The organism is Sphingobium indicum B90A (assembly GCF_000264945.2).
Taxonomy (GTDB): domain Bacteria; phylum Pseudomonadota; class Alphaproteobacteria; order Sphingomonadales; family Sphingomonadaceae; genus Sphingobium; species Sphingobium indicum.
The window spans coordinates 3,200,420-3,226,314 of record NZ_CP013070.1; the positions used below are offsets into that span (position 1 = coordinate 3,200,420).

Here is a 25,895-nt window from a genome sequence, read left to right on the forward strand (position 1 = left end):
TGCGCCTCCTTGGATGGCGGCACAACGCTTGAGCGGCGCTATGGTTACGCTTCGCCGGGGGCGCGGGCCTTGATCGCCAGGGCGTGGACCTTGTCGCGCAGCAGGTCGGCCAGCGCGGCGTTGACCAGGCGCTGGCGGGCGACCCGGTTCCGGCCGGTGAAGCGGTCGGACACGATGTCCACGGTGAAGTGGCTTTCGCCCGATCCGTCATGCCCGGCATGGCCGCGATGCTTCTCGCTGTCGTCGATCACGGCGAGCCGTTCGGGGGCCAGGGCGGCGCGCAGCCGGGCTTCGATTTCGGTGGCGACAGGGCCTTTCAGAATCTCGGTCATGGCCCCTATATAGGCCCTTTGCCCGCAGTTGCATCAGGACAATCTTGGCCAGCGATCCCTTCTCGACCCGTCGTTTCAACCGTTTCCACGGCCGCGTGGAAAGCGACCGCCCCTGCGCGGTTCCGGGCTGCGAGGAGCCGGGAGAATTTCGCGCGCCGCCGCTGGAAGGAAGCGGATCGAACCGGGAGGGGCCGAATTGGCGCTGGCTGTGCCTGGACCATGTGCGCGAATTCAACCAGGGCTATAATTTCTTCACCGGCATGAGCCCGGAGGAGATCGCCGCCGCCCAGCGCCCCTATGCGGGATGGGAGCGGGAGACTCGGGCCTTTTCCTCCAACGCCGCCAGCCCGCCGCCCAAATGGTCGGATTTCCAGGATCCGCTGGACGCCATCGGCGCCCGGTTCAAGGAACGGGTGGCGAAGGCGCGGGCGGACAGCCGGATGCGGCAGGACGGGAAATTCCTCTCGCGGGACGACCGCCGGGCGCTGGACGTGATGGGCCTGCCGATCGATGCCGACCGCCGGGCGCTGCGGCAGCGCTATACCGAATTGCTGCGGCGCTTCCATCCCGACCATAATGGCGGCGACCGGAGCCAGGAGGCGTCGTTGCAGGGGGTGATCGAGGCCTATCAGCTTCTGCGCAAGGCGGAGGCCTTTGCCTGAAGGCCCGGCGTTGATCGGACAGCAGGCCAATTTGGCCGAATGGGCTGCTTGATCCCGGCACGTTAAGGCCCCACTCTATCGACATGCCTGTCCCTGATGGTTAGGGCAGTGCCGACCAGCCGCTCGAAGAGACAAGAGAAATGACCGACATCCCGAACGTCCAGCCCGATACCCGCGCCGAAACGCTGCTGGCATCGCCCGACCGCGAAGTCGACGCGCGCGAAATGTTCGGCATCGATGTCGACATGAAGATCCCCGCCTTTTCGGAGGCTGACGAGCGGGTTCCCGACCTCGACCCCGCCTATGTCTTCGATCCGGACACCACCCTCGCGATCCTGGCGGGCTTCGCCTATAACCGCCGCGTGATGGTGCAGGGCTATCACGGCACCGGCAAGTCCAGCCATATCGAGCAGGTCGCCGCCCGCCTGCGCTGGCCGTGCATCCGCATCAACCTGGACGCGCATATCAGCCGCATCGACCTGGTCGGGCGCGACGCCATCGTCCTCAAGGAAGGCCAGCAGGTCACGGAATTCCGCGAAGGCCTGCTCCCCTGGGCGTTGCAGCGGCCCGTGGCCCTGGTGTTCGACGAATATGACGCCGGCCGCCCCGACGTGATGTTCGTGATCCAGCGCGTGCTGGAAACCGACGGCAAGATGACGCTGCTCGACCAGAACCGGGTGATCCGGCCCAATCCCTGGTTCCGCCTGTTCGCGACCGCCAACACCGTGGGCCTGGGCGACACGACCGGCCTCTATCACGGCACGCAGCAGATCAACCAGGGCCAGATGGACCGCTGGAACCTGGTGGTGGCGCTGAATTACCTGCCCGCCGCGACCGAGGCGCAGGTGGTGCTGGCCAAGTCCGGCGAATATGATCATGAGGGCGGCCGCAAGGAAGTCGAGAATATGATCAAGGTGGCGGAACTGACCCGCCAGGGCTTCATCAACGGCGACATCTCGACCGTCATGTCGCCGCGCACGGTGATAAGTTGGGCGCAGAATGCGCTGATCTTCAAGAATGTCGGCTTCGCCTTCCGCCTTAGCTTCCTCAACAAATGCGATGAGGCGGAACGGCCGCTGGTGGCCGAATATTATCAGCGCGTCTTCGGCAAGGATCTGCCCGAAAGCGTGGCGCACCGGGCGGCGTGACGTGATCGTCGTCGAACGGATCGACCCGGATGGCGGGACCGCCCATCGGATCAGCATCAGAGGGCATGAACTGATCGCGGACATGTCGGCGCCGGACGGCCATGACGCCGGGCCGGACCCGCATGACCTCTACGATTCGGCCTTGGGCGCGTGCAAGGCGATGACCATGCTCTGGTATGCGCAGCGCAACGGCATTCCGGTGGAGGGCATCCATGTCGGCGTGGTCCGCGACGCCAGCCAGGAGCGCAAGGGCGTCTACAAGCTGACGACGCGCATCGCGCTCTCCGGGCCGTTGAGCGCGGAACAGCATGACAGGCTGATCGCCGTCGCCGCGAAATGCCCGGTGCACAAGCTGATGAGCGAGGTCGAAACGCAGATCGAAACCATCGCCGTGCCCTATGTCGGGGAGGGCGAGAGGCCGTGAGCGAACCTGCCGCCCTGACGCCGGAGGAAGGCCGCCTGCCGCTGGAGAGCGCGTTCAACCTGCGCGACTTCGGCGGCTATGCGACGGCCGACGGGCGCTGCGTGAAGCGCGGCATGCTCTATCGGTCGGGCACGATGGCGCTGCTGACGGACGGGGATGCGGACCATCTCCGCTCGCTCGGCATCCGGGCGATCTGCGATTTCCGCCGCGGCAATGAGCGAACGGCCGAACCCACGCTCTGGCACGGGGCGGATGTCGATTATTTCTGCCGCGACTATACCGAAAGCAGCGGCCTGCTGGGCGAGATGCTCCAGCGCGAGGGGGCCACGGCGGACGATATGCGGCGGACGATGATCGCGCTCTATCGCATGATTCCGGTGGACCATGCCGCATCCTATCGCGCCATGTTCGAACGGATCACGGATGGTCGCGTGCCGTTGCTGATCAACTGTTCGGCGGGCAAGGACCGCACCGGCGTCGGCGCGGCGCTGATCCTGGCGGCGCTGGGCGTGCCGCGCCCGACCATCGTCCAGGATTATCTGGCGACCAACGCCCATGCCGATTGGGACTGGCTGCTGGCGCAGCGCGACACGCTGGTGGCGCGGATGCGGCTGGCGGGGGCCGACATGCTCGAACCGCTGCTGAGGGCGGAGGCCGCCTATCTGGATTCCTTCTTCGCGGCGCTGGATGAAAGCCATGGCGGCGTGGACGGCTATCTGAACGGCATGCTGGGCGTCGACGCGGCGGCGCGGGATGCGATGCGCGGGATGCTGCTGGACTGATGGCCGACCGTTCGCCCCTCGACGCCTTCAAGGATGTGCTGTCCGGCGCGGCGCGCTCCATCGCCCGCGACGCGGAGGTGGAGGTGGGCTTCACCGCCGACACGCCGCATATGGCGGGCAAGGCAATCAAGGTGCCAACGCCCGGCCGCAACCTGCCCGCCGATCAGGTGGCGCTGGCGCGGGGCTATGCCGACGCCAATGCGCTGCGGCTGCGGCACCATAATGCGAAGGTCCACAACAGCGCCGCGCCCGCCGACGCGACGGCGCGGGCGGTCTATGACGCGGTCGAGCAGGCGCGGGTGGAGGCGATCGGTTCGCGGGCGATGGAGGGGGTGCGCGCCAACCTCAACCATGCGCTGGACCTGAAGTTGAAATCCGACCCGATCCGCCGCGCCCGTTCCGCCGACGAGGTGCCGCTGTCGACCGCGCTGGCGCTCAAGGTGCGCGAGCGGCTGACCGGGCAGGCCGCGCCGAAGGATGTGCGGGCGGGCCTCGCCATGGTGGACCAGTGGATCGAGGACAAGGCGGGCGCCGATCTGGACGCGCTGGCCATGGCGATAGACGACCAGCGCGCCTTCCAGAAGCTGACGTCCGCCATGCTGGAGCATCTCCAGTTGATCGACGCCGACGTGCCGCCCGAAACCGACGATTCCGAGCCGCAGGAAGAGGGCGAGGAAGAGGAGCAGAGCCAAGAAGACGGCGACAGCGGCGAGGATCAGGCGGGCGACAGCGACGCCTTCGCGGAGGCGCGCGCCGAGGATCAGGGCGGCGACACCGAGGAGGGCGAAACCGAATATAGCGACGAATTCGACGCCGACAGCGAGGAAGGCGCGGAGGATATGGGCGAGGAAGGCATGATGCCGGTCCGCCCCAACCGGCCGATGGGCGACCTGCCGCCGGGTTTCGACTACAAGCCCTATACGCAGCTTCACGATGAGGTCGTGACGGCGGAGGATCTGTGCGACGAGGATGAACTGCTGCGGCTGCGCGGCTTCCTCGACCAGCAGTTGGTGAGCCTGCAGGGGGCGGTGACGAAACTCGCCAACCGGCTCCAGCGGCGGCTGATGGCGCAGCAGTCGCGGTCATGGGACTTCGACCAGGAGGAAGGGCTGCTCGACGCGGCGCGGCTGGCGCGGATCGTGATCGATCCGACGCGCTCGCTTTCCTACAAGATCGAGCGGGATACGGAGTTCCGCGACACCGTCGTCACGCTGCTGATCGACAATAGCGGGTCGATGCGCGGGCGGCCCATCTCCATCGCCGCGATCAGCGCCGACATCATGGCGCGCACGCTGGAACGCTGCGGCGTGAAGACCGAGATATTGGGCTTCACCACGCGGGCGTGGAAGGGCGGGCAGAGCCGGGAGGACTGGCTGGCCGCCGGGCGTCCGGCCATGCCGGGGCGTTTGAACGACCTGCGCCACATCATCTACAAGAAGGCCGACGAACCCTGGCGCCGGGCGCGCAAGAATCTGGGCCTGATGATGCGCGAGGGGCTGCTCAAGGAGAATATCGACGGCGAGGCGCTGCTCTGGGCGCATGGCCGCCTGATCGCGCGCAATGAGGAACGCCGCATATTGATGGTGATATCCGACGGCGCGCCGGTGGACGATTCCACCCTGTCGGTGAACAGCGGCACCTATCTGGAGCGCCATTTGCGGCAGGTGATCGAATGGATCGAGAATCGCTCGCCCGTGCAGCTCGTCGCCATCGGCATCGGCCATGACGTCACCCGCTATTATCGCCGGGCCGTGACCATCATGGATGCCGAACAGCTTGGCGGCACGATGGTGGAACAACTCGCCGGATTGTTCGACGAAGACTAGGCCGTAAACTCATAAATGGCGCGTTCGAGGTTTGAGGCAAAAAGGCCCAGCCCAAGGAGAGAGGGCGCGGGAATATGTCGATATTTCGAGCCCTCTCGACGCCGGGATGGGCCTTTTTGGTCAAATCCGCAGGACGCCAAAATGGCTTCCATCTCGAACCGAAATGCGCTTGCAAAGGTGTCCAACCTTCGCGGCGCGCATTTCGGCCCGATATGTTCGCCATTTTGGCGCCTCGAACGCGCCATTTATGAGTTTACGGCCTGGAATCCGTGCGCGTAGAGGCGCCACGGACGTTCGAATAGGAGAGCGTGATGAGCGTCGCCTTCCGTCGCGAGAGTGACGAGGAGCATCTGGAACCCACGTTCGAGATCCCCCTGCCGCCCGGTCCCAACTGGGTGACGGCGCGGGGCCTGCGGCTGACGCGGGAGAAGGTGGAGGCGCTGGAAGCGGTCGAGACCGAAGCCATGGCCGAGGAGGACGCGAAGAAGCTGAAGCGCGAACTGCGTTACTGGCGGACCCGGCTGGCGACGGCGGAATTACGGCCGGTGCCGGATGCGGAGGCCGTGGCCTTCGGCAGCCGCGTCACCTACCGCCTGAACGGCCGGGAAAAGCGGATCGACATCGTCGGCGATGATGAGGCCGAACCGGCGGAAGGCCGCATCGCCTTCTCCGCGCCGCTGGCCCGCGCCATGATGGATGCGGAGGAGGGCGAGACGGTCGATTTCGCCGGAAAGCCGGGCGCGATCACTATCCTGGCGATTGAGGCGATTACAGAAGAATAAGCCCGCCCATGTTCCTGCGCAGGCAGGAACCCAGTTCAGACGGTGGAACTGGGCTCCTGCCTGCGCAGGAGCACGGCACGCTGCCGGAAAACAAGCCCTCCGGCCCGACCGGAGGGCTTTCCCGTCAACCGTTGCGACCGGCCTCGAACAGGAACCAGGCGCGTTCCTCGGCTTCGTCCGTCCAGTCGTCGATAATGCCCTCCGTGGCGTTGTCGCCCGCCTCCGTGGCGGCGGCCTTCGCGGCGCGCAGGGACTCCACCAGCTTCAGATTATCCTCGCGCAGTTCGTTCAGCATGTCGCCGGGGCTGACATAATCGGCATCATTGTCGACCAGGGACTGATGGCGCGAAATGTCGCCGATGGAGCGCAGCGTGGTGTTGCCGGTCTTGCGCACCCGCTCCGCGATCAGGTCGGTGGTGGCCAGGATCTGCGTCGCCTGCTCGTCGAACATCAGGTGATAGTCGCGGAAATGCGGGCCGGACACGTGCCAATGGAAATTCTTGGTCTTGAAATACAGCGCATAGCTGTCCGCGAGCACGCCGTTCAGCGCCTCCGCCACAGACTTGGTGGCGTTGCTGCGCAGGTCCGTCGGGGTCTTGAGATCGGGGGAGGTCATGCTTGGCTCCTGCTGAAGGACTTGGTTTCGGACATATAATGATCCGTGCCCGATATGGTGCCATGAAATGCCGCGATTTTTGCCGGGATAATGCCGGTCAGTGTGATGCAGCCAGTCGATCAGGCGAGATGCAGCGCAGACACCGCCGCCGCCATGCCGGCCAGCAGCACCAGCACCCCGCCGCCCAGCCGGATGCCGCGCAGCGGCAGCGCCTTGAACGTCGGGCCGCGCAGCAGGATGACGGGAACCGTCGCGGCGATGATGCCGATGGCCCCACCGGCTGCGGCAAGGAAGGGATCGGCGGTCCGCACGGCGATTCCCAGGATCAGGAACTGCGCGCCGTCCCCGATGCCGAGGATGAAGAGGCCGAGCGCGCTGGTCAAAAAGGGTCCGAGCCGCCAGTTCGCCAGAGGATCGGGCTGTTTCGTCGGCCAGAACATGCCGGCCGCCAGGAAGATCAGCGCCAGCGCCAGGAAAAGCAGCCGCCCGTCGGTCCCCAGCATCGGCGCGATGAAGGCGCCCGCCGCCGCACCGATGGCGGCATTGGCCAGCGCCGCCGCCACGATTCCCGCGATCACCGCTCCGTCGCGCCGGAAGCGTTCGGCCAGCGCATGCGCCAGCAATTGCCCCTTGTCCCCGGTTTCGGCCAACAAGCAGCCGAGCAGCGCGATCAGCAAGGCATCCATTCGGCCGGCCGGACGATCAGGCGGTCAGGCGCGCGCCCGGCCCGACCGCCGGCCTGGCGGCGACGGGCATCGCCAGAACCTCCGCCGCCGCCGGCATTTCGGCCGAGATCGCGTCGCGCATCAGGTCGAGATAGGACATGACGACCGGCCCCGCCCCTTGCAGCGACAGCGCCGATTGCAGGGTGCCGGCCAGGCTTTCCACCCCATCCAGGTGGAAGGCGCGGGCGATATGGCGAATCCGGTCGATCTCGTCGCGCAGCCGCGCGACCGATACATGGCCCCGTTCCCCCGCAAGCCCGTCGACCCGCCTCAGCAGATCGGCAAGAATGGCCAGCATCGGATCATGTCGCATGGAGAAGACTCCCCCGTCCTGTAACTCCGAACTCCCCGATAGACCGGAGCGGGTTAAGGCCGCGTAAAGTGTAGCACAGCCCCCGCGCTGCGGCCACGAGCCTTGACATGGGGCCGAATCTGCCTCATGGGGCACCGCTGAAACGGGGCGGTCCCTTCCTCGAAAGAGATTTGGGGCCGCTCTTCTTTTTCACGATATTCACGACCAGGGACTAAGGCCATGGCCAAGCCAGCAACCGTCAAGATTCGCCTCGTCAGCTCGGCTGACACCGGCTTCTTCTACGTCACCAAGAAGAATCCGCGCACCAAGACCGAGAAGCTGAGCTTCCGGAAATATGATCCCGTCGTGCGCAAGCATGTCGAGTTCAAGGAAGCCAAGATCAAGTGATCTGAGGGCGGTTCGCGCCGCCTGACGACATTTGCGTTCGCGGGCGCATGCTGCCCGAACGAAGAGGCCCGTCCCCCTGGGGGAACGGGCCTTTCCTTGTTTGCCGGTCGGAGCCGGCGATGGATGTCGACGAAGAGGCTGCCGGGGCATGGCCTGATGCCGATCGACATGGCATGTCGCCGCCAGCGATTTCAGTCGAACAATCCATCCTGGACATGGGAAGGGGGATTGAGGCCCAAATGCTTCCAGCCGAGGGCGTTCAGGCAGCGCCCCCGCGCCGTGCGGGCGATCAGGCCAAGCTGGATGAGATAGGGTTCGATCACTTCCTCTATCGTGTCGCGCGCTTCGGAAAGGCCGGCGGCCAGCGTTTCGACCCCCACCGGCCCGCCGCGATAGATGTCCGCGATCATGGTGAGATAACGGCGGTCCATCAGGTCCAGGCCGAGATGGTCGACCTCCAGCCGGGTCAGCGCGGCATCGGCCACCTTGGCGTCCACCGCCGCCGCGCCCGCCACATTGGCGAAGTCGCGCACCCGGCGCAGCAACCGTCCGGCGATGCGCGGCGTCCCCCGCGAGCGCCGGGCGATCTCCACCGCGCCGTCGGACGTGATGGCGAGGTCCAGCAGCCGGGCGGCGCGCCGAACCACCAGTTCCAGTTCATCGACCGTGTAGAATTGCAACCGCACCGGAATGCCGAAACGGTCGCGCAGCGGCGTCGTCAGCAGCCCCTGCCGCGTGGTCGCGCCGACCAGGGTGAAGGGCGGCAGGTCGATCCGCACCGACCGGGCGGACGGGCCTTCGCCGATCATCAGGTCCAGCGCCCGGTCCTCCATGGCGGGGTAGAGCACTTCCTCGACCGCCGGGTTTAGCCGGTGTATCTCGTCGACGAACAGCACGTCGCCCTCGTCCAGATTGGTGAGCAGCGCGGCCAGATCGCCCGACTTGGCGATGACCGGGCCGGACGTAGCGCGGAAACCCACGCCCATTTCGCGGGCGACGATCTGCGCCAGCGTCGTCTTGCCCAGGCCCGGCGGACCGAAGAAGAGGACATGGTCCAGCGCTTCGCCGCGGCCCTTGGCGGCCTCGATGAAGATGCGCAGATTTTCCCGCGCCGCCTGCTGGCCGATGAATTCCGCCAGCGACTTGGGCCGCAGCGCGGCGTCGGCATCCTCGACGCGACGGGTGGAGGAGATCAGCCGATCCTCGCTCATGCGCGACCCCCAACCCAATCGTCATGCTGAACTAGTTTCAGCATCCATCGTGCCGCTGGTGCTGATCCAGAGAGGGCAAACCCAACCCAACCGCCAGATCGACCCACCTCGGATTTTCGGTTTCGATCAGATTGATCTTCCACTGCCGATGCCAACGCTTGAGCTGCTTTTCCCGACGGATGGCTTGCTCCATCGTGTCGCACATTTCGAAACGGACGAGATTGTGGACGGCATATCGCCCGGTGAAGCCCGGAACGCCGTTCGTGCGGTGCTGATGCAAGCGTCCCAGCAGGTTCGACGTCACCCCAATATAGATCGTGCCATAGGGCTGGCTGGCGAGGATATAGACCCACGGTTACTTCATCATTCCTTCCCTTCGGCGCGAGAGGCGGAATGGATGCTGAAACAAGTTCAGCATGACGGGTGGAGAGGGCTATGCTCATCATTTCGCCGCTTTCCTGAGCGCCAGGCGCACCAGCGCATCCAGCGACGCGTCTTCGCCCAGTTCCTCTTCGGCGGCGGCGACGGCGATGCTGGCTTCGGCAGGCTTGAAGCCCAGATTCTGGAGGGCCGAGAGCGCATCGGCGCTGTGGCCGCCGGTGGGCAGCGCCGCAAACCCGGCGCCGACCGCCCCGGCCGGCATGGGCGCCGCGCCGATCTTGTCCTTCAATTCATTGGCGATACGTTGGGCAAGCTTGGGACCGACGCCGTTGGCGCGGGCGATCATCGCCTTGTCGCCGGCCGCCACGGCGCGGTGCAGTTCCGCCGGTTCCAGCGCGGAGAGGATGGCCAGCGCCACGCGGGAACCCACGCCCTGCACGCCGGTCAGCAGGCGGAACCAGTCGCGCTCCTCTGCCCGGGCGAAGCCGACCAGGCGGATCGCATCGTCCGACACCAGCATTTCGGTGTGGACCGTCACCGCTTCCCCCACCGGCCCCAGCGCCGCGAGCGTGCGGGAAGAAGCGCCGACCAGATAGCCCACCCCGCCCACATCGATGATGGCATGGTCCAGGCCCGTGCTGTCCAGCCGTCCTTTCAGTTTCGCGATCATGCGCCCCGCCCTTTGGTCATGATCTGTTCTTTAAGGGCGTCTCCGGCGGGGCGCCAGCTAAAAACCGACAAGCAAAGGCACCATTTGCCGGCCCGCGCGTAGAGCAGCCGGCGGGGCGAAGGAAGGAGCCGTTTTTCATGTCGATGCAGGCGCCATTGCTGGGCCCCAGGGATTTCGAATATCCCGCGATCATGCTGTCGGGCTATGTCGACCATGGCATGTATCTGCATTTCCGCAATTGCCTTTCGTCCGCGCCGCAGCAGGGGCTGGTGGTGGTGGAGATCGCCACCTTGGGCGGCGACCCGGAAATCGCGCGGATGATGGGGGAGGATATACGCTTCCATTCCGATCTCTATCCCGACCGGCGGCTGGTGTTCCTGGGCAAGACGGCGGTCTATTCGGCGGGCGCGACCTTCATGAGCTTCTTCGCGGCGGAGAACCGCTATCTGGCGCGGGGCACGCGGCTGATGATCCACGAACGCATCATCACGCGGGACATCCATCTGGAAGGACCGCTGTCGACCTGCATCGCTTCGCTCAAGGCCACGCTGCATGAGATAGAGGCGTCGATCTCGATCCAGAATGAAGGTTTCGCCAACCTGATCCTGGGATCGCAGGTTTCCATGGAGGAACTGCTGAACCGCGCGCCGGAGAACTGGTATCTGGAGGCGAGCGAGGCGCAGGCGCTGGGGCTGATCGCGGCCGTGATATAAAGCGCCTTGCGCGGGGCGCGGATTATGCCTTTGATGCGCGCATGAGCCGGTCGCGGATCTTTCCCTGGCGTTATGGCATGTTCCTGGCCCTGCTGGCGAGCATGGCGCCCTTAGGCCTCCTGCTTCCATGGCATGAGGCGGTGATGGCGGGGTTCGACGTCGCGGCGCTGGCGTTCATCCTGTCCGCCTGGCCGCTGCTGGATTCCGATGCGGACGCGATGCGGCGCAAGGCGGAGGAAAACGACGCGAACCGGCGATTGATGCTGCTGCTGACCGCGATCGTGTCGGTGGTGATCCTGGTCGCCGTGGGCGTGGCGGTCAGCCAGCATGGCGGGCCGAGCCGGGCGGCGATCGCGCTGCTGCTCGCGACGCTGGCGCTGGCCTGGCTGTTTTCCAACCTCGTCTATGCGATGCACTATGCGCACATCTTCTATCTGGACGATGGGAAGGGCGGCGACAGCGGCGGGCTTGATTTTCCCGGCATGCGGGAGCCGGACTATTGGGACTTCCTCTATTTCGCCTTCACATTGGGGATGACGTTCCAGACATCCGACGTGTCGGTGACCAGCCGGAGCATGCGGCAGGCGGCACTGTTCCATTGCCTGGCCGCATTCCTGTTCAACCTGGGAATATTGGCGTTCACCATCAACGTGCTGGGCGGCGGATAAGCGCGGCTTAAATCCTCCCTACGCGCAGCGTGGGGAGGGGGACCGCCGCCGAAGGCGGTGGTGGAGGGGAAATTTCGGAGGTCGTGCCCCTTTCCCCTCCACCAGCCTGCGGCTGGTCCCCCTCCCCATCTCCCGATGAGGAGGAATAGGATAGCCGCTACTCCCATCCCCCTTCGCCGGTTGTTTACCATTTCCCGCTAGGGCCACGGCATGACCAACCCTGCCGATCCCTGCCCGAAATCCGCCGTCAGCCACGGCGTCGGTATGACCGGGCTGGTCGGACTGGGGCTTTGGACGCTTGTGGCGCGGCATTATGGTATGAACGGGCCGAATGCGGGCTTTGCCGCCGTCGCCGCCTGCGGCCTGCCGATGGTGCTGTGGTCGCTGCTGGTCGACAAGGTGCATCGCCGCGCATCGACCGGGATCGACTGGACCGCGCCTGCCCGGCCATGGCGGGCCGTGCTGGATGTCAGCATCGTCAAGATCGCCGGCCTGTGGGCCACCTGGCTTGCCATCGCGGTCTTCTATTGCATCGCCCGCTGGTATTGGAGCGGGGATTATCGCCTTTCCATGAATGTGCTGATGGGCGCGGCGCCATGGCTGCTGGCGGCGTCGGTGCCCTATGTGATCTGGCTGGACCGGCGCCTGATCGAGCCGAGGGACGCCAGCCATGCCTTCGGCCAATGGGTGATCGGCGGTGCCGCCGGCGCGCCGGACAAGGCCGAGGTCGCCCATCATGCCCGCGCCTGGGCGGTGAAGGGCTTTTTCCTCGCCTTCATGCTGTCGATCGTGCCGGGCAATTTCGCCAGCGTGGTCGATTGGCGGATCGAGGAGGCGTTCGGCCATCCCGTGGCGCTGGCCAGTTTCCTGATCGCGGTCATGTTCATGATCGACGTCTGCATGGCGACCGTCGGCTATATGCTGACGATGAAGCCGCTGGATTCGCATATCCGCACGGCCAATCCATTATTGGCCGGATGGGTGGCGGCGCTGATCTGCTATCCGCCCTTCGTGCTGATGGGCAATGGCGGCCCGATCGATTATCATGCGGGCGGGGCTGAATGGGATGTCTGGACGCGGGGGCATGAAGCCCTGCAATGGCTGCTGGGCGGCTGGCTGGTGTTGCTGACGGCCATCTATGCCTGGGCGACGGTGGCTTTCGGGCTGCGTTTCTCCAACCTGACGCATCGGGGGATCCTGACCCACGGGCCGTATCGCTGGACGCGGCATCCGGCCTATCTGTCGAAAAATCTGTTCTGGTGGTTTTCCGCCCTGCCTTTCCTGAGCCTGTCGGGCAGCCTGACCGACGTGGTACGGAACTGCGCCCTGCTGGGCGTGACCAACGCGGTCTATTATTGGCGCGCGAAGACCGAGGAGGCGCATTTGGGCGCCGATCCGGAATATCGCGCCTATAGCGACTGGATGGAACGCAATGGCGCCATACCGCGCTTCTTCGCGTGGATTGCGGGGCGGAAGGCCGTGGGGCTGGCGCAGCCTGCCGAATGAGCGGCACGCAACACCCCCAACCGCGCCGGACCAGCGGCACGGGACAGGCCGCCTATCCTTCTCCGGCAGGGAGAGGACAGAGGATCAGAAACTTTCCTCGGCGTAGATCTGGCTGAGGTCGCCCTTCCACTCCCCATGGTAGCGGGCGAGCAGGCGTTCGGCGTGCGTCTGGCCGGAGGCGACGACCTCGTCCAGCGGGGCCAGATAGCCGGTCTCATTGTCGCCTGAGGCATTGAGCCGGGCGCGGGCCGAAAGGCCGCCGCGAGCGATGTCCAGCACTTCACCCGCTATGTCGCGCAGCTTGCGGTTGCCGGCGATGGGCGCATCCAGCGCCAGTTTCGGCACGGAATCGCGCAGAACCTGCCGCTCCTCCATGCTCCAGTCCTTGACCAGATCCCAGGCGGCGTCCAGCGCGCCCTCGTCATAGAGCAGCCCGACCCACAGAGCCGGCAACGCGCAGATGCGGTTCCACGGCCCGCCGTCCGCGCCGCGCATTTCCAGAAAACTCTTCATCCGCACTTCGGGGAAGGCGGTGGACAGATGGTCCTCCCAATCCTTCTCCGTCGGCTTCTCGCCCGGAAGGGCGGGCAGCCTGCCATTCAGGAAGTCCCGGAAGCTCTGGCCCGCCGCGTCGACATAGCGGCCGTCGCGGTAGACGAAATACATCGGCACATCGAGCGCATAGTCGGCATAGCGTTCATAGCCGAAGCCGTCCTCGAACACGAAGGGCAGCATGCCGGTGCGGCCGGGGTCGGTGTCCGACCAGATATGGCTGCGATAGGACAGGAAGCCGTTGGGCTTGCCTTCGGTGAAGGGCGAATTGGCGAACAAGGCGGTCGCCAGAGGTTGCAGGGCCAGCGAGACGCGGAACTTCTTCACCATGTCCGCCTCGCTGCCATAGTCGAGGTTGGTCTGGATGGTGCAGGTGCGCAGCATCATGTCCAGGCCCAGCGACCCCACGCGCGGCATGTGGCGCAGCATGATGTCGTAGCGCCCCTTGGGCATGATGGGCAGTTCTTCGCGGCTCTTGTCGGGCCACATGCCCAGGCCCAGAAAGCCCAGGCCCAGCATGTCGCCCACATATTTGACCTGCTCCAGGTGCCGGCTGGTCTCCGCGCAGGTCTGGTGCAGGTTTTCCAGCGGCGCGCCCGACAGTTCCAGCTGGCCCGCCGGTTCCAGGCTGATGGTGCCGTCGGCGCCGGACAGGGCGATGATATTCTCCCCCTCGAACACCGGATTCCAGCCATAGCGGGTGAGGCCGATCAGCAGCGTGTGGATGCCGCCGCGCTCGTCATAGCTGGGCGCGTGGAAATCCGCCTTGGCATAGACGAATTTCTCATGCTCGGTGCCGATGCGCCAGCGGTCCTTGGGCTTGGCGCCCTTGGCGAAGGCCGCGATCAGTTGCTCGCGGCTTTCGATGATGGGATCGGTCCCCCCTGAGTCGGTTCTGGTGCTCATGCCCCGCCTTAATCTTTCCCCCGCCTGCGTCAAAGGCGCAACGTTCGGCGCTCAGATAAGCTGCGTCGATGAAGGCTTCAATCCGGTTGCGGAAGAAAACGATATTCCTTGATTATTGTACAGCGCGCTCCTGCGAAGGCAGGGGCGCGAACGGCCAAAGCTATCGCCAGTCCCCGTTGATCGTCATCCACGCGCTCGTCGCGGCGATAGCGGCGGTTTCGGCGCGTAAAATGCGCGGACCCAGCGAAACCGGGATAGCCTTCGCCACCCTGCGGATCGCTTCGCGCTCGGCGGGGTCGAAGCCGCCTTCGGGGCCGATCAGGAAGGCGGCGGGGCCGGGATGGGCCTTGAGCGTATCCGCCAGCGGTTCGCCCCCGCTTTCATCCGCGAAGAAAAGCCAGCGTCCGTCGGGCCAATCCCTCAGCAGCGCGTCGAGCTTCGCCATTTGCCCCAGTTCGGGAAGCGCCGTGCGCCCGCATTGTTCGGCCGCCTCCACCAGATGGGCGTGGAGCCGGTCGAGGTTGAGCTTGTCCACCACGGCGCGGCGGGTGAGCACGGGCTGGAGCCGCGCCACGCCCAGTTCGCAGGCCTTTTCCGCGACCAGGTCGATGCGCCCCTTCCTGATCGGCGCGCAGCAGAGCCAGAAATCGGGGACGTCCTCCGGCGGCCTGGTCCGGCTGACCACCTCCAGCACCAGGTCGCGCTTGCGGATGTCGCGGGCCTTGGCCGCCCATTCGCCCGAGCGGCCGTCGAACAGCAGGACGATGTCGTCCGCCTTCACCCGCATGACGCTGATGAGGTAATGGGCGGGGTTGCCGTCGACCGGCACGGAAACGCCCTCGCCCAGTTGCGTTTCGACATGGAGGCGCGGCGCGCTTTGCGGCGGCCAGGCGGGGGTTGCAGTCATCAAAAAATCCATCATCCGTTCGGGCGGAGCCTGTCGAAGCCCATTTTTTCCTTCTAGAGAAGAACGGTCCTTCGACAAGATCAGGACGAACGGAGTAAGCGTGACAAGTAGCATCGTTCCCGACAGCGAAGCCCGCGGCTTGGTCGCCCGCTTGCCGGACCTTCCCAGGGCTCTCGCCCTGCTGGCGCGGTTCGACCGGCCGATCGGCTGGTGGCTGCTGTTCTGGCCGGGGGCCTGGGCGGTGGCGCTGGCGGGGGGCGCCGGGCAGCGCTGGCCGCTGATCCTGTGGCTGCTGCTGGGCAGCGTCGCCATGCGCGGGGCGGGATGCGTGTTCAACGACATTGTCGACCGCGACCTCGACCGGCAGGTGGCGCGGACCGCGTCCCGCCCGCTGGCGAGCGGCGCGGTGTCGCTGAGGACGGCGTGGATATGGCTGCTGTCCCTCTGCCTGGTCGGGCTGGCGGTGCTGCTCCAACTGCATCCATATGCGCAGGTCGTGGCCCTGGGCTCGCTGGCGCTGGTGGCGGCCTATCCCTTCATGAAGCGAATCACCGGCTGGCCGCAAATCTGGCTGGGGCTGGTCTTTTCCTGGGCCGCGCTGGTCGGATGGAGCGAGGTGGCGGGAACCCTCGCCATGCCGGGATTGTTGCTCTATGGCGGCTGCATCGTCTGGGTGGTGGGCTATGACACCATCTATGCCTTGCAGGATCGGGAGGACGACGCGCTGATCGGCATCGGATCAAGCGCCCTGTCCATGGGCAGGCATGTGCGGGCGGGCGTGGCGCTTTGCTACGCGCTGGCCCTGGCGCTGTGGGGCGGCGCGATCTGGCAGGTCCGGCCGCAGGGCCTGGCGCTGGCGGCGCTGCTGCCGATGGCGGCGCATCTGGCTTGGCAGGTCGCAACTTTGAAGGAGGACGGCATGGATCCCCTGGCCAAATTCCGCTCCAATCGCTTTACGGGATTGCTGATGTTCCTGGGCTGCCTGGTGGTGGGCAGCGCATGAGCGGCCCGCGCGAGGGGGAGGATTGCTGGCGGATCGCGCGAGCGCTGAAGGCCAGCGTGATCGTCGATGCGGACGCCTATTTCCGCCATGCCCGCGCCGCGATGATGAAGGCGAAGCGGCGGATCATGCTGATCGGCTGGGATTTCGACGCCGCCATCACGCTGATCCGCGAGGATGAGGCGAGCGACGGCGGGCCGACAGTGATCGGGGACTTCATAAGCTGGCTGGTGGAGCGGACGCCGGAGCTGGAAATCTTCCTGCTGCGCTGGGACGTGGGGGCGATGAAGTCGATGGCGCGGCCGTCCAACCTGTTCACCACGGTCCGCTGGATGGTCAATCCGCGGATCACGGTGAAGCTGGACGGCCATCACCCGACCGCCGCCTCCCACCATCAGAAGATCGTGGTGATCGACGATTGCTTCGCCTTTTGCGGCGGGATCGACATGACCGGCGACCGCTGGGACACGCGGCATCACCGCGACGGGGAACCGTGGCGGCGGCATCCGGACGGATCGCCCTATGGTCCCTGGCATGATGCGACCACGGCCTTGCAGGGCCCCGTGGCGGCGGCGCTGGGGCAACATGCGCGGGCGCGGTGGAAGGGCGCGGGCGGCGGGGAACTGCCGCCGGTCGAAGGCCAGCAGGATTGCTGGCCCGATGCGCTGCCGGTGCAGTTCGAGGATGTGGACATCGCCATATCCCGTTCCGCGCCGGAGATGGAGGATCAGGAACCGCTGATCGAGATCGAGCGGCTCTATGTGAACCAGATCGCGGCGGCGCGGCGCCATATCTACGCGGAGAGCCAATATTTCGCCTCCCGCCGCATTGCAGAGGCGATCGCGGCGCGGCTGGCGGAAGAGGACGGGCCGGAAATCGTCATCGTCAATCCGGAGCAGGCCGACGGCTGGCTGGAGCAGCAGGCGATGGACACGGCCCGCGCCCGGCTGTTCGAGGCGCTGAAGGCGCGGGACGTCCATGGCCGGTTCCGGCTCTATCATCCCTTCACGGCGCGGGGGGAGCCGATCTATGTCCATGCCAAGATATTGATCGTCGACGACCGGGTGCTGCGCGTCGGATCGTCCAACATGAATAACCGATCGATGCGGCTCGACACCGAATGCGACGTGACGATCGACGCGGCGCTGCCCGCCAATGCAGGGCGGGAAGATGCGATCCGCGCCATTCGCGACGATCTGATCGCGGAGCATCTCGACCTGCCGGTCGAGCGGGTGGCGGCGGTGATTGCCGAACAGGGGCTGATCGCCGCCATCGAACAGCTGCGCGACAGGCCGGGACGGACCTTGCGGCCCTATGTGACGCCGGATCTGAACGGCGTGCAGGCATGGCTGGCGGACAATGAGGCGCTCGATCCGGAAGGACCGGGCGAAATGCTGGAGCCGATAACAGAGCGCGGCCTGTTCCGCCGGATGCGCGGGTGGATGGAGGGGGGATAGCTCTCTTTTCCGTCATTCCCGCTTCCGCGGGAATGACGGTTACTAAAATAGGATCAGCTATTCCGCTGCCAGAAGGGCCTCCGCGCCGCCCAGATTGACCGACACCAGACGGCTCACCCCCCGTTCCACCATGGTCACGCCGAACAGCCGGTGCATGCGGGCCATCGTCACCGCATTATGGCTGACGATGAGGTATCGCGTGTCGGTCTGCGCCACCATCGCGTCGAGCAGGTCGCAGAAGCGTTCGACATTGGCGTCGTCCAGGGGCGCGTCGACTTCGTCCAGGACGCAGATCGGCGCGGGGTTCGTCAGGAACAGTCCGAAGATCAGGGCGACGGCGGTCAGCGCCTGCTCGCCGCCGGAAAGGAGCGTCAGGGCGGCGAGCTTCTTGCCCGGCGGCTGGGCCATGATCTCCAGACCCGCCTCCAGCGGATCGTCGCTGTCGATCAGTTCCAGATGCGCCTGGCCGCCGTTGAACAGGGTGGTGAACAGGCGGCGGAAATGCCCGTCCACCGCCTCGAACGCGGCGAGCAGGCGCTGCCGCCCCTCCCTGTTCAAGCTGCCGATGGAGCCGCGCAGGCGGTTGATCGCCTGGCTCAGTTCCTCGCTTTCGGCGCGGCTGTTGGCCTGGGTCGCTTCCAGCTCCTCCAGTTCCTGCGCGGCGACCAGGTTGACCGGGCCGATGCGCTCCCGCTCGGTGACGAGGCGGTCATGTTCGGCCTGTTCGCTCTGGGCGATGCGGATGTCGGCGCTGGCGAAACCCAGTTTTTCCGGCAGGACCGGCGGCGGGCACTCGAAACGTTCGCCGGAAAGGCGGTTGGTTTCGACCCGCTTCTCATCGGCGGCCTCGGCGCGAGCGGCGGCGGTGGCGCGCGCTTCGCGGGCGGTGGCGAGCGCTTCGCCCGCCTGGGCTGCGCGCTGTTCGGCGGTGCGGAGCGCGGCTTCGGCTTCGCTTTCCTCGCGGCGGGCGGTGTCTGCGGCCTGCGTCAATGTATCGCCCTGCTCGTTCAAAGCGGCGATGGCGGCAGCCAGGCTGTCCGGCTGGTCCGCGATCTCGGCCCGTTCCTTCGCTATGGCCTCGCCGCGCTCGACCATGGCGGCGATCCGCTTGGCCGCTTCGCCGGCGCGGGCGCGCCAGCCCCTGGCCTCCGCGTCGGCGGCGGCCACGCGCTCGCGGTCGCTGGCCAATGCGCGGTCGGCCAGAGCCTGATCGGCCTGTAGCTGGCTGACGGCCAGCCGGGCCTTCTCGCTCGCCTGCTGCAGCGCGGCGACCTGGGCGCGGGTTTCCTCGCCATCGGGCATGGCGGCGCGGCCGGCCTGCGCCTTGTCATACTCGGCCTGCGCGGCATGCAGGTCGGCGCGGGCTTCGCTCAACCGTTCCTCTATCGCCTCGCGGCGCCCGCTCAGCCGTTCCAGCGCAGTGGCGGCCTCGTCGGCGGCGCGCAGGGCGGTGCGCAGCCGCTGGTCCGCATCCGCAAGCCGGGCGCGGCCGGCAGCCAGCGTCTGGCCAGCCTCCCGCTCGCGTCCCGAAGCGGCGTCCTGCGCGGCGCGGGCAGTCTCGACCTCGGCTTCGGCGGCGGGCCGGGCGGCGGCAATGGCTTCCAGGCGGTTGAGCCGGATCAACCGCTCGGCGGCCGCGGCCCCGCCCTCTATGGCGACATAACCGTCCCAACGGCGAAGCTGCCCGTCCCTGGTGACGAGCCGCTGGCCGACCGCAAGGGCCTCGCCTTCGTCTCCATCCGCGACCGCGACCTGCGCCAGGCGGCGGGCAAGTTCGGGCGGCGCGGATACATGGGCGGAAAGGGCGGTGCAGCCTCCGGGCAAGGGCGGGTCGCTGGCGAGCGCGGCGGCGCCGGTCCATCGCCGCTTGCCTTCAGCCGCGATGGGCGCTTCCAGATCGTCCCCCAGCGCCGCCGCGAGAGCGCGTTCATAGCCCGGAGCCGCCTTCAGCCGGTCGAGCGCGCGGCTGCTATTGCCCGTGCCGCTGTCGACGGCGCGCCGGAGCGCGGCGGCTTCGCTATCCAGGGCGGCAAGGGTGGCGCGGGCGGACGACAAGGCGGCTTCGGCGACGGCCCGCGCCTCGGCAGCCTCGGCGCGGCTGGTCTCGGCGGAGCGGATCGCGGCTTCGGCCGCGTCGCGATCCGCGCCGGCCTGCTGCTGGGCGGCGAGCGCCTCGGCCCGTTTCCCTTCCAGCGGCGTTGCGTCGGGCAGCGCGGAGGCTTCGGCCTCCAGCCGCTGCGCCTCGCGGGAGGCGCGGTCGAGGCGGCTGCGCGCAGCGGCCAGCGCAGCCTCGGCCACGCGCAGTTCCGCCTGCTCGCCCGCCTGCTTCGCCATCGCCCTGGCCAGATCGAGTTCGGCGTCGCGGGCGGCATCCTCGGCGCGGGCGATGCGCCCGGCGAAATCGGGACGCATCGATTCGGTTTGCGCGATGCGCGCCTTGAGCGCGGCGATTTCGTCGGTGAGGCGGACGATCGCCTCCGCCGCGTCGTTGGCGAGAGTGCCCTCCCGCTCCCTGTCCTCTTCCAGCCGGGCGGCCTGCTGGGCGAGGTCATGGAGGCGGCGGACCGCGCCATCGCGCTCGGTGCGCAGCGCGGCGAGCTTGTGGCCCGCTTCGCTGGCGGCGTCGCGGGCGGCCTGGGCGGCGGCGCGCTTCCGCGCAAGCGTTTCGACGGCGGCATTGGCATGGACAGCGGCGGCCTGCTGCGCCTCCTGCGCGGCGGCGACGGCGCTTTCGGCCTGCTTCGCCTCGGCGCGGGCGGCGTCCGCGCTGGCGGCCGCCTCGCGCCAGCGAGCGAAGATCACCCGCGCCTCGGCAATGCGGATCTGCTCCGACAGGCGGATATAGCGCTCCGCCGCCTTGGCCTGACGGCGCAGGCTGTTGGCGCGGGCATCCATGTCGGAGAGGATTTCGTCCAGCCGCATCAGATTCGCTTCGGCGGCGCGCAGCTTCTGTTCGGCATCCTTGCGCCGAACGTGCAGGCCGGAAATGCCCGCCGCCTCCTCCAGCATGGCGCGGCGTTCCTGCGGACGGGCGGCGATCACGGCGGCGATGCGCCCCTGGCTGACCAGAGCCGGGCTATGCGGGCCGGTGGCGGCGTCGGCGAAGATCAGCGACACGTCCTTCGCCCGGACGTCGCGGCCATTGGCGCGATAGGCGCTGCCCGCCCCGCGCTCGATCCGGCGGGTGACTTCCAGTTCCCCGTCGGCGGCGACCTCCACCGCGTTGAACAGTTCGCCCTGCTCCTGCACGGTGAGCAGCGAGACTTCCGCGAAATCGCGCTGCGGGCGGGTGGAGGTGCCCGCGAAGATCACATCCTCCATGCCGCCGCCGCGCATCGACTTGGCGCTGGATTCGCCCATGACCCAACGGATCGCCTCCAGCAGGTTCGACTTGCCGCAGCCGTTCGGCCCGACGATGCCGGTAAGGCCGGGCTCGATGCGCAGCTCCGTCGGGTCGACGAAGCTCTTGAAGCCGGAGAGCTTGAGGCGCTTTATCTGCATCGCGCGGGATCGGGGCAGCGCGGAGCCGCCCCGCCATTAGCAGGAAGCCGGACCGACGATGTCAGCCCCCCCTGGTCCAATCAGATCCCCGCTTCCTTGAGCTTCGCGCGCAACGCCGGCCAGGCGGCGGTGTTCTCCACCATCACGCCGTTCAGGATGAAGGTCGGCGTGCCTTCGATCTTATATTGCCGATTGGCGTCCTCGACCGTCTTGGCCAGCTTTTCGGCGGCGGCGGTGTCGGCCAGGCATTGCTTCGCCTGATCCTCCGCTATGCCGCGCTGCTTGGCGAAGTCGACCAGGCCGATGGCCTCGGCAAGCTGGCCGAATCGCTGGGCGGGCGGCGCGCTCATCAGCGCCTTGTACCGTTCGTCGCCCAGGGCCTGCGCCTTTTCGAACATCGCGTTCTGGTTGGCGAAGAACTGGTCGGACAGCGGATAGAATATGTCCTTGCCGCCGCAACGGGCCAACAGCGCCGTCGAGATGTCGATCGGATCGCGCACATAGTTGCGGAATTCGAAGCTCATCTTGCCGCTGTCGACGATCTGCCTGATCTCCTCCGCCGATTCGGCGGCGAAGTCGCGGCAGTGCGAGCAGGTGTAGGAGCCATATTCGACCAGCTTCACCTTCGCATCGGGATTGCCCATGAGGAAATAGCCCTCGGGCGTCGCGGCGATAGTCTCCGACCATGTGGTGCCGGCCGGCGCGGCCACAGCGGCGACCGGCTGGGCGGAGGTGGCGCCGCCCTCCTCCTTCTTGCCGCAGGCGGCGACGGTCAGGCTGAGGGCGATCAGGGCAAGTCCGGAAAGGGCTTTCACGTTGTTCTCTGCTCCCTATGTCGGGCGTTGTCGTGCAGTGGTTTAGATCAGGGCAATGCGGCCTGCAACCGCGTCCAGTCCGACCCGTGGACCAGCGCGCCGTTCAGCGTGAAGGCAGGCGTGCCGCCGATCCGCAGCTTGTTCCAGGCTTCGTCGGTCATGGCGAGGATCTGCTTCATCGACGCGGGGTCGTTGATGCAGGCGTCCAGTTGCGCGGGCTTGAACCCGCGCTTGCCCATCAGCGCATAGAGGCCGGTCTTCTGCCCGATGTCGCGCAGGGCGGCCTTTTCCTCGGTCGGCTTGGTCGCGTCCTTGTCATAGGCGATCAGCTTTTCCATCCAGGCGTCCTGGTTGGCGAACAGCGCCTCATGATTGCCGAAGAAGCGGCCGGGCCCGCCGCAACGGGCCAGCAGGGCGGCGGCCAGGTCATATTTGTCGCGCACGGCGTTGCGCACCTCGACGCTGACCTTGCCGCCCTTCACATAGTTGGCGCGCAGCTGTTCGCTCGCCTCTCTCACGAAATGGGCGCAGTGGGAGCAGGTGTAGCTCACATATTCGACCAGCTTCGTCGGCGCGGCGGGATTGCCCAGCACATGGCCGCCGATCGGGGAAAGGGCGATCCGGGCCAGCCAGTTGGCGGCCGGGGCGGCGGCAAGGCTCGCCGGGACGGCGAGCAGGGGAAGGAGGGCCAGGCGGAGTTTCGTCATGCGATGTCCAATGATGCGCCGCCCCTGTCACGGCAAGGATGGCTATGATGTATACTTCTTGTCCCCAGCGCAACATGCTCCCGCGAAGGCAGGAACACGGCCATGAGCCATCCCCGTTCCTCCCTACGCGCAGCGCGGGGAGGGTCGAAGAGAGGCACGTGACTCTCTTCGACGTCGGCGCAGCCGATGGTGGAGAGGAAATTCGGAGGTCGTGCCCCATTCCCCTCCACCACCGCTTTCAGCGGCGGTCCCCCTCCCCATCTCTCGATGGGGAGGAAAGGAGAGGTCCGCTAAACACCCCAATCACCCATTCCGACGAGTCTTAAATTGTCCGCTCTACCTAGCCGATCTTCGGCAAACCGCCGCTATTGGCCAGCCCCTGCGCCAGCGATTCCAGCACGGCCCGCAATTCCGGGTCGCCGATGTCGCGCAGCGAATCGCCCAGTTCGACCGGAATGGGCTTGAGGTTGCCGGGCGGGGGGCGGCGTTCCGGTTCCCTGGCCTGGACCATCCCCTGCTTCATCGCCACCCGGGCGACGGCGGCATAGCCGAAAAAGCGGTTCACCCGCTCGACAATGTCGGGCAGCACATGCTGGATCATGGGCGCATGGCCGCTCATCACGGTGAGCTGCAAGGTGCCGCCCGCCTTCTTGCCCACCGGGAAGCGGATCGATTCGGGTTCGCTGATCGCCGCATAATGCGGGCCGACGATCTCCGCCCAGCGGGTGACGATGCTGGACTGGACGAAGCCGAACTTGCGGAAGGCGGCGGCGCCGATGGCGGGCATCAGGTCCGCGATCCGCCGCGGCGCGCCGATGCGCGGGCGTTCCTCCGCCTTTGCCCTGCGGCTTTTCGATTTGGGTTGCGGGGGGCGTTCCGTCATGCCTCGCTTAATGGCATAGGGGCGGCATGCGCGTCGAGGGACCATCCGATAAAATAGCATCCGACCTGCTCGCCCATTATGACGTCCATGCGCGCAGCCTGCCCTGGCGCGCGCCGCCGGGGGCCAATGCGGCCGATCCCTATCGGGTCTGGCTGTCGGAGGTGATGCTCCAGCAGACGACGGTGGCGGCGGTCGGCCCTTATTTCGCGACGTTCACGCGGCGCTGGCCCGACGTGGCGGCGTTGGCGGCGGAGGAGGATGCGGAGGTCATGGCCGCCTGGGCGGGGCTGGGCTATTATGCCCGCGCCCGCAACCTGCTGGCCTGCGCGCGGGCGGTGGCGGGCCAGCATGGCGGCGCGTTTCCCGATACGGAGGAGGGCCTGCGCGCCCTGCCGGGCGTCGGCGCCTATACGGCGGCGGCGGTGGCGGCGATCGCCTTCGGGCGGCGGGCTGTGGTGGTCGACGCCAATGTCGAGCGGGTGGTGGCGCGGCTTTTCGCCATATCGACGCCCCTGCCCGCTGCGCGGCCGGAGATTCGGGCGGCGACCGATGCGATCACGCCCGATCTGCGCGCCGGGGACTTCGCCCAGGCGATGATGGACCTGGGCGCCACCATCTGCACGGCGCGCAATCCGGCCTGCGGCATTTGCCCGCTGCGGCCGCATTGCGCGGCTTTCCGCACCGCCGATCCCGCCGCCTTCCCCGTCAAGGCGGCGAAGAAGGCCAAGCCGCGCCGGCTGGGCCATGGCTGGTGGATAGAGCGGCAGGACGGCCATGTCTGGCTGGTGCGGCGGCCCGGCAGGGGGATGCTGGGCGGCATGCGGGCGCTGCCTTCCTCCGAATGGAACGACGCGCCCGACGCGACGCCGCCCCTGCCCGCCCCCTGGCGGCAGGTCGCGGAGCCGGTCGCCCATGTTTTTACCCATTTCTCCCTCGCATTGACGGTGCATCATGCCCATGTGGGGCAGGATGCGACACCGCCCGGCGAGGGTGAATGGTGGCCGGTGGCGGAAATCGGAAGGGCGGGCCTGCCGACGCTGTTCGCCCGCGCGGCCGAAGCGGCGATGAAGGAGAGAAGGAAGGATGCACGGTTCTAAAACCCCCGATTCGCGGCTTGTCGCCTTTGGCGGCGGACGGCTGGACCGGGTCGATCATGTCCGCAGCAATCCCCTGCTGCTGGCCGAAGCCTTCGCGTCCCCGCTGGCGCGCCGCATCGTGCTGGAGGGGTTGGAGCCGGTGGTCGAGGGCGGCCATCTGGTCATGGAACCGCTGCCCGGCGACGCCTGGATCGAGCATCATGCCCTGCTCGGCGTGGATGAGGATCAGCGGCCGATCTTCGCGGAATTGCTGGCGGAAGCGCCGGACAGCTTCTTCGCCACGCCGCGCAGCCGCGCCCTGGCCAGCGAGGTGCCGGGGCATGAGGTCGCGCTCTACGGAACGGCGCGCAGCCTGCTGGCCTGGCATGCGCGGCATCGATTCTGTTCCATGTGCGGTCAGCGCACGGCGCCTTCCAAGGCGGGCTGGTCGCGGAAATGCGGGTCTTGCGAGGCAGAGCATTTCCCCCGCGTCGATCCGGTGGTGATCATGCTGGCCGAACATCGCGGGCGCGTGCTGCTCGGCCGGCAGCATAGCTGGCCGGCGGGGCGCTATTCGGCGCTGGCCGGCTTCGTCGAGCCGGGCGAGACGCTGGAGGAAGCGGTGGTCCGGGAGATCAGGGAGGAAGCGGGCGTCGCCACCCATTCGGTGCGCTATGTCACCAGCCAGCCCTGGCCCTTCCCCTCTTCGCTGATGATCGCCTGCACGGCGGAGGCCGACGACGACGCGCTGAAGGTGGACGAGAACGAGATCGAGCATGCCTTCTGGTGCGATGAGGCGGGCGTGCGCGCCGCGATGGCGGGGGAGGAGGACGCGCCCTTCCTGGCGCCGCCGCCCATGGCCGTGGCCTGGCATCTGCTGCGGCATTGGCTGGATCGGCGGACGGCCGGATGAGCGGGGGCCGGACGGGCATGTTGCCCACCATG

General features: G+C 67.2%; 27 protein-coding genes. 14 read left to right on the forward strand and 13 right to left on the reverse strand.

Annotated elements, in window-relative coordinates; translation table 11 throughout:
• Positions 1-44: 44 nt before the first annotated feature.
• Positions 45-332 (reverse strand): BolA family protein, encoded by a 288-nt coding sequence (locus tag SIDU_RS15500; protein ID WP_007687326.1) that lies wholly within the window; start codon positions 330-332, stop codon positions 45-47.
• Positions 333-376: 44 nt separating this feature from the next.
• Here SIDU_RS15500 and SIDU_RS15505 point away from each other — a divergent pair, with 44 nt between their 5' ends.
• The 6 genes from SIDU_RS15505 to SIDU_RS15530 all read left to right on the forward strand — a co-directional run bounded on the left by SIDU_RS15505 (position 377) and on the right by SIDU_RS15530 (position 5,956).
• Positions 377-994: a J domain-containing protein gene (locus tag SIDU_RS15505; RefSeq protein ID WP_007687327.1), complete on the forward strand. Its 618-nt coding sequence runs from the start codon at positions 377-379 to the stop codon at positions 992-994.
• Between the two features lie 140 nt (positions 995-1,134).
• The gene (gene cobS / locus SIDU_RS15510; RefSeq protein ID WP_007687328.1) at positions 1,135-2,142 is read left to right on the forward strand and encodes a cobaltochelatase subunit CobS; all 1,008 of its coding nucleotides are present in this window, start codon (positions 1,135-1,137) and stop codon (positions 2,140-2,142) included.
• Position 2,143: 1 nt separating this feature from the next.
• Positions 2,144-2,566, forward strand: a complete 423-nt coding sequence (locus tag SIDU_RS15515; protein ID WP_007687329.1) for an OsmC family protein — start codon at positions 2,144-2,146, stop codon at positions 2,564-2,566.
• Entirely contained in the window at positions 2,563-3,348 is a 786-nt protein-coding gene (locus SIDU_RS15520) for a tyrosine-protein phosphatase (protein WP_007687330.1), read from the forward strand. The genes SIDU_RS15515 and SIDU_RS15520 overlap by 4 nt, the downstream gene beginning before the upstream one ends.
• The gene (gene cobT, locus SIDU_RS15525) at positions 3,348-5,174 is read left to right on the forward strand and encodes a cobaltochelatase subunit CobT (RefSeq protein ID WP_007687332.1); all 1,827 of its coding nucleotides are present in this window, start codon (positions 3,348-3,350) and stop codon (positions 5,172-5,174) included. The genes SIDU_RS15520 and cobT overlap by 1 nt, the downstream gene beginning before the upstream one ends.
• Positions 5,175-5,485: 311 nt before the next feature.
• On the forward strand, positions 5,486-5,956 hold the full coding sequence (locus SIDU_RS15530) for a GreA/GreB family elongation factor (RefSeq protein ID WP_007687334.1): 471 nt from the start codon (positions 5,486-5,488) through the stop codon (positions 5,954-5,956).
• A gap of 124 nt (positions 5,957-6,080) precedes the next feature.
• Here SIDU_RS15530 and SIDU_RS15535 read toward each other — a convergent pair whose 3' ends face one another.
• The 3 genes from SIDU_RS15535 to SIDU_RS15545 all read right to left on the reverse strand — a co-directional run bounded on the left by SIDU_RS15535 (position 6,081) and on the right by SIDU_RS15545 (position 7,610).
• Positions 6,081-6,572 (reverse strand): Dps family protein, encoded by a 492-nt coding sequence (locus SIDU_RS15535; protein WP_007687336.1) that lies wholly within the window; start codon positions 6,570-6,572, stop codon positions 6,081-6,083.
• A 119-nt stretch (positions 6,573-6,691) separates the two neighbouring features.
• Complete coding sequence (locus SIDU_RS15540) at positions 6,692-7,258, reverse strand: TMEM165/GDT1 family protein (protein ID WP_025771115.1); 567 nt, start codon at positions 7,256-7,258, stop codon at positions 6,692-6,694.
• A 16-nt stretch (positions 7,259-7,274) separates the two neighbouring features.
• On the reverse strand, positions 7,275-7,610 hold the full coding sequence (locus tag SIDU_RS15545) for a hypothetical protein (protein WP_007687340.1): 336 nt from the start codon (positions 7,608-7,610) through the stop codon (positions 7,275-7,277).
• A 219-nt stretch (positions 7,611-7,829) separates the two neighbouring features.
• Here SIDU_RS15545 and rpmG point away from each other — a divergent pair, with 219 nt between their 5' ends.
• On the forward strand, positions 7,830-7,997 hold the full coding sequence (rpmG, locus tag SIDU_RS15550; protein ID WP_007687342.1) for a 50S ribosomal protein L33: 168 nt from the start codon (positions 7,830-7,832) through the stop codon (positions 7,995-7,997).
• Between the two features lie 191 nt (positions 7,998-8,188).
• Here the strand turns inward: rpmG and ruvB are convergent, their stop codons facing one another.
• The 3 genes from ruvB to ruvA form a co-directional block, all read right to left on the reverse strand.
• Entirely contained in the window at positions 8,189-9,208 is a 1,020-nt protein-coding gene (ruvB, locus tag SIDU_RS15555; protein WP_007687344.1) for a Holliday junction branch migration DNA helicase RuvB, read from the reverse strand.
• A 37-nt stretch (positions 9,209-9,245) separates the two neighbouring features.
• The gene (locus SIDU_RS15560) at positions 9,246-9,551 is read right to left on the reverse strand and encodes a GIY-YIG nuclease family protein (RefSeq protein ID WP_233431901.1); all 306 of its coding nucleotides are present in this window, start codon (positions 9,549-9,551) and stop codon (positions 9,246-9,248) included.
• A gap of 99 nt (positions 9,552-9,650) precedes the next feature.
• Complete coding sequence (gene ruvA / locus SIDU_RS15565) at positions 9,651-10,259, reverse strand: Holliday junction branch migration protein RuvA (protein WP_007687348.1); 609 nt, start codon at positions 10,257-10,259, stop codon at positions 9,651-9,653.
• Between the two features lie 137 nt (positions 10,260-10,396).
• On the opposite strand from ruvA, the gene SIDU_RS15570 reads away from it, so the two are divergent.
• The 3 genes from SIDU_RS15570 to SIDU_RS15580 all read left to right on the forward strand — a co-directional run bounded on the left by SIDU_RS15570 (position 10,397) and on the right by SIDU_RS15580 (position 13,146).
• Positions 10,397-10,972 (forward strand): hypothetical protein, encoded by a 576-nt coding sequence (locus SIDU_RS15570; protein ID WP_007687351.1) that lies wholly within the window; start codon positions 10,397-10,399, stop codon positions 10,970-10,972.
• Between the two features lie 41 nt (positions 10,973-11,013).
• A complete protein-coding gene (locus tag SIDU_RS15575) occupies positions 11,014-11,640 on the forward strand; it encodes a DUF1345 domain-containing protein (RefSeq protein WP_007687352.1) in 627 nt (208 codons plus the stop codon).
• Positions 11,641-11,850: 210 nt separating this feature from the next.
• The gene (locus tag SIDU_RS15580) at positions 11,851-13,146 is read left to right on the forward strand and encodes a methyltransferase family protein (protein WP_037512357.1); all 1,296 of its coding nucleotides are present in this window, start codon (positions 11,851-11,853) and stop codon (positions 13,144-13,146) included.
• 84 nt (positions 13,147-13,230) lie between these two features.
• On the opposite strand, the gene SIDU_RS15585 is transcribed toward SIDU_RS15580, so the two are convergent.
• On the reverse strand, positions 13,231-14,604 hold the full coding sequence (locus SIDU_RS15585) for a glutamate--cysteine ligase (RefSeq protein ID WP_007687357.1): 1,374 nt from the start codon (positions 14,602-14,604) through the stop codon (positions 13,231-13,233).
• A 160-nt stretch (positions 14,605-14,764) separates the two neighbouring features.
• Positions 14,765-15,511 carry a 16S rRNA (uracil(1498)-N(3))-methyltransferase gene (locus SIDU_RS15590; RefSeq protein ID WP_037512374.1) on the reverse strand — a complete coding sequence of 249 codons (747 nt, stop codon included), beginning with the start codon at positions 15,509-15,511 and terminating at the stop codon, positions 14,765-14,767.
• Between the two features lie 100 nt (positions 15,512-15,611).
• Here SIDU_RS15590 and ubiA point away from each other — a divergent pair, with 100 nt between their 5' ends.
• A complete protein-coding gene (ubiA, locus tag SIDU_RS15595) occupies positions 15,612-16,514 on the forward strand; it encodes a 4-hydroxybenzoate octaprenyltransferase (protein WP_007687361.1) in 903 nt (300 codons plus the stop codon).
• Positions 16,511-17,968: a phospholipase D-like domain-containing protein gene (locus tag SIDU_RS15600; RefSeq protein ID WP_007687363.1), complete on the forward strand. Its 1,458-nt coding sequence runs from the start codon at positions 16,511-16,513 to the stop codon at positions 17,966-17,968. Before ubiA ends, SIDU_RS15600 begins: the two co-directional genes overlap by 4 nt.
• Positions 17,969-18,025: 57 nt before the next feature.
• Here SIDU_RS15600 and smc read toward each other — a convergent pair whose 3' ends face one another.
• From smc to SIDU_RS15620, 4 genes are all read right to left on the reverse strand, one after another.
• Positions 18,026-21,469 carry a chromosome segregation protein SMC gene (smc, locus tag SIDU_RS15605; RefSeq protein ID WP_007687365.1) on the reverse strand — a complete coding sequence of 1,148 codons (3,444 nt, stop codon included), beginning with the start codon at positions 21,467-21,469 and terminating at the stop codon, positions 18,026-18,028.
• Between the two features lie 80 nt (positions 21,470-21,549).
• On the reverse strand, positions 21,550-22,284 hold the full coding sequence (locus tag SIDU_RS15610; protein ID WP_007687367.1) for a thioredoxin domain-containing protein: 735 nt from the start codon (positions 22,282-22,284) through the stop codon (positions 21,550-21,552).
• 47 nt (positions 22,285-22,331) lie between these two features.
• Entirely contained in the window at positions 22,332-22,991 is a 660-nt protein-coding gene (locus tag SIDU_RS15615; RefSeq protein WP_007687369.1) for a DsbA family protein, read from the reverse strand.
• Positions 22,992-23,331: 340 nt separating this feature from the next.
• Positions 23,332-23,874, reverse strand: a complete 543-nt coding sequence (locus SIDU_RS15620) for a DUF721 domain-containing protein (protein ID WP_007687376.1) — start codon at positions 23,872-23,874, stop codon at positions 23,332-23,334.
• Positions 23,875-23,900: 26 nt separating this feature from the next.
• On the opposite strand from SIDU_RS15620, the gene SIDU_RS15625 reads away from it, so the two are divergent.
• Together SIDU_RS15625 and nudC are read left to right on the forward strand one after the other, a co-directional pair.
• Entirely contained in the window at positions 23,901-24,971 is a 1,071-nt protein-coding gene (locus SIDU_RS15625; RefSeq protein ID WP_007687378.1) for an A/G-specific adenine glycosylase, read from the forward strand.
• The gene (nudC, locus tag SIDU_RS15630) at positions 24,958-25,863 is read left to right on the forward strand and encodes an NAD(+) diphosphatase (RefSeq protein ID WP_007687380.1); all 906 of its coding nucleotides are present in this window, start codon (positions 24,958-24,960) and stop codon (positions 25,861-25,863) included. Before SIDU_RS15625 ends, nudC begins: the two co-directional genes overlap by 14 nt.
• Positions 25,864-25,895 lie beyond the last annotated feature (32 nt).

Excerpts from the sequence above, each read along its gene's own strand:
- SIDU_RS15500 (WP_007687326.1), bottom strand. The coding sequence starts at position 332 with ATGACCGAGATTCTGAAAGGCCCTGTCGCCACCGAAATCGAAGCCCGG.
- cobS (WP_007687328.1), top strand. The coding sequence starts at position 1,135 with ATGACCGACATCCCGAACGTCCAGCCCGATACCCGCGCCGAAACGCTG.
- cobT (WP_007687332.1), top strand. The coding sequence starts at position 3,348 with ATGGCCGACCGTTCGCCCCTCGACGCCTTCAAGGATGTGCTGTCCGGC.
- SIDU_RS15530 (WP_007687334.1), top strand. The coding sequence starts at position 5,486 with ATGAGCGTCGCCTTCCGTCGCGAGAGTGACGAGGAGCATCTGGAACCC.
- SIDU_RS15535 (WP_007687336.1), bottom strand. The coding sequence starts at position 6,572 with ATGACCTCCCCCGATCTCAAGACCCCGACGGACCTGCGCAGCAACGCC.
- SIDU_RS15540 (WP_025771115.1), bottom strand. The coding sequence starts at position 7,258 with ATGGATGCCTTGCTGATCGCGCTGCTCGGCTGCTTGTTGGCCGAAACC.
- SIDU_RS15545 (WP_007687340.1), bottom strand. The coding sequence starts at position 7,610 with ATGCGACATGATCCGATGCTGGCCATTCTTGCCGATCTGCTGAGGCGG.
- rpmG (WP_007687342.1), top strand. The coding sequence starts at position 7,830 with ATGGCCAAGCCAGCAACCGTCAAGATTCGCCTCGTCAGCTCGGCTGAC.
- ruvB (WP_007687344.1), bottom strand. The coding sequence starts at position 9,208 with ATGAGCGAGGATCGGCTGATCTCCTCCACCCGTCGCGTCGAGGATGCC.
- ruvA (WP_007687348.1), bottom strand. The coding sequence starts at position 10,259 with ATGATCGCGAAACTGAAAGGACGGCTGGACAGCACGGGCCTGGACCAT.
- SIDU_RS15570 (WP_007687351.1), top strand. The coding sequence starts at position 10,397 with ATGTCGATGCAGGCGCCATTGCTGGGCCCCAGGGATTTCGAATATCCC.
- SIDU_RS15575 (WP_007687352.1), top strand. The coding sequence starts at position 11,014 with ATGAGCCGGTCGCGGATCTTTCCCTGGCGTTATGGCATGTTCCTGGCC.
- SIDU_RS15580 (WP_037512357.1), top strand. The coding sequence starts at position 11,851 with ATGACCAACCCTGCCGATCCCTGCCCGAAATCCGCCGTCAGCCACGGC.
- SIDU_RS15585 (WP_007687357.1), bottom strand. The coding sequence starts at position 14,604 with ATGAGCACCAGAACCGACTCAGGGGGGACCGATCCCATCATCGAAAGC.
- SIDU_RS15590 (WP_037512374.1), bottom strand. The coding sequence starts at position 15,511 with ATGACTGCAACCCCCGCCTGGCCGCCGCAAAGCGCGCCGCGCCTCCAT.
- SIDU_RS15600 (WP_007687363.1), top strand. The coding sequence starts at position 16,511 with ATGAGCGGCCCGCGCGAGGGGGAGGATTGCTGGCGGATCGCGCGAGCG.
- smc (WP_007687365.1), bottom strand. The coding sequence starts at position 21,469 with ATGCAGATAAAGCGCCTCAAGCTCTCCGGCTTCAAGAGCTTCGTCGAC.
- SIDU_RS15615 (WP_007687369.1), bottom strand. The coding sequence starts at position 22,991 with ATGACGAAACTCCGCCTGGCCCTCCTTCCCCTGCTCGCCGTCCCGGCG.
- SIDU_RS15620 (WP_007687376.1), bottom strand. The coding sequence starts at position 23,874 with ATGACGGAACGCCCCCCGCAACCCAAATCGAAAAGCCGCAGGGCAAAG.
- SIDU_RS15625 (WP_007687378.1), top strand. The coding sequence starts at position 23,901 with ATGCGCGTCGAGGGACCATCCGATAAAATAGCATCCGACCTGCTCGCC.
- nudC (WP_007687380.1), top strand. The coding sequence starts at position 24,958 with ATGCACGGTTCTAAAACCCCCGATTCGCGGCTTGTCGCCTTTGGCGGC.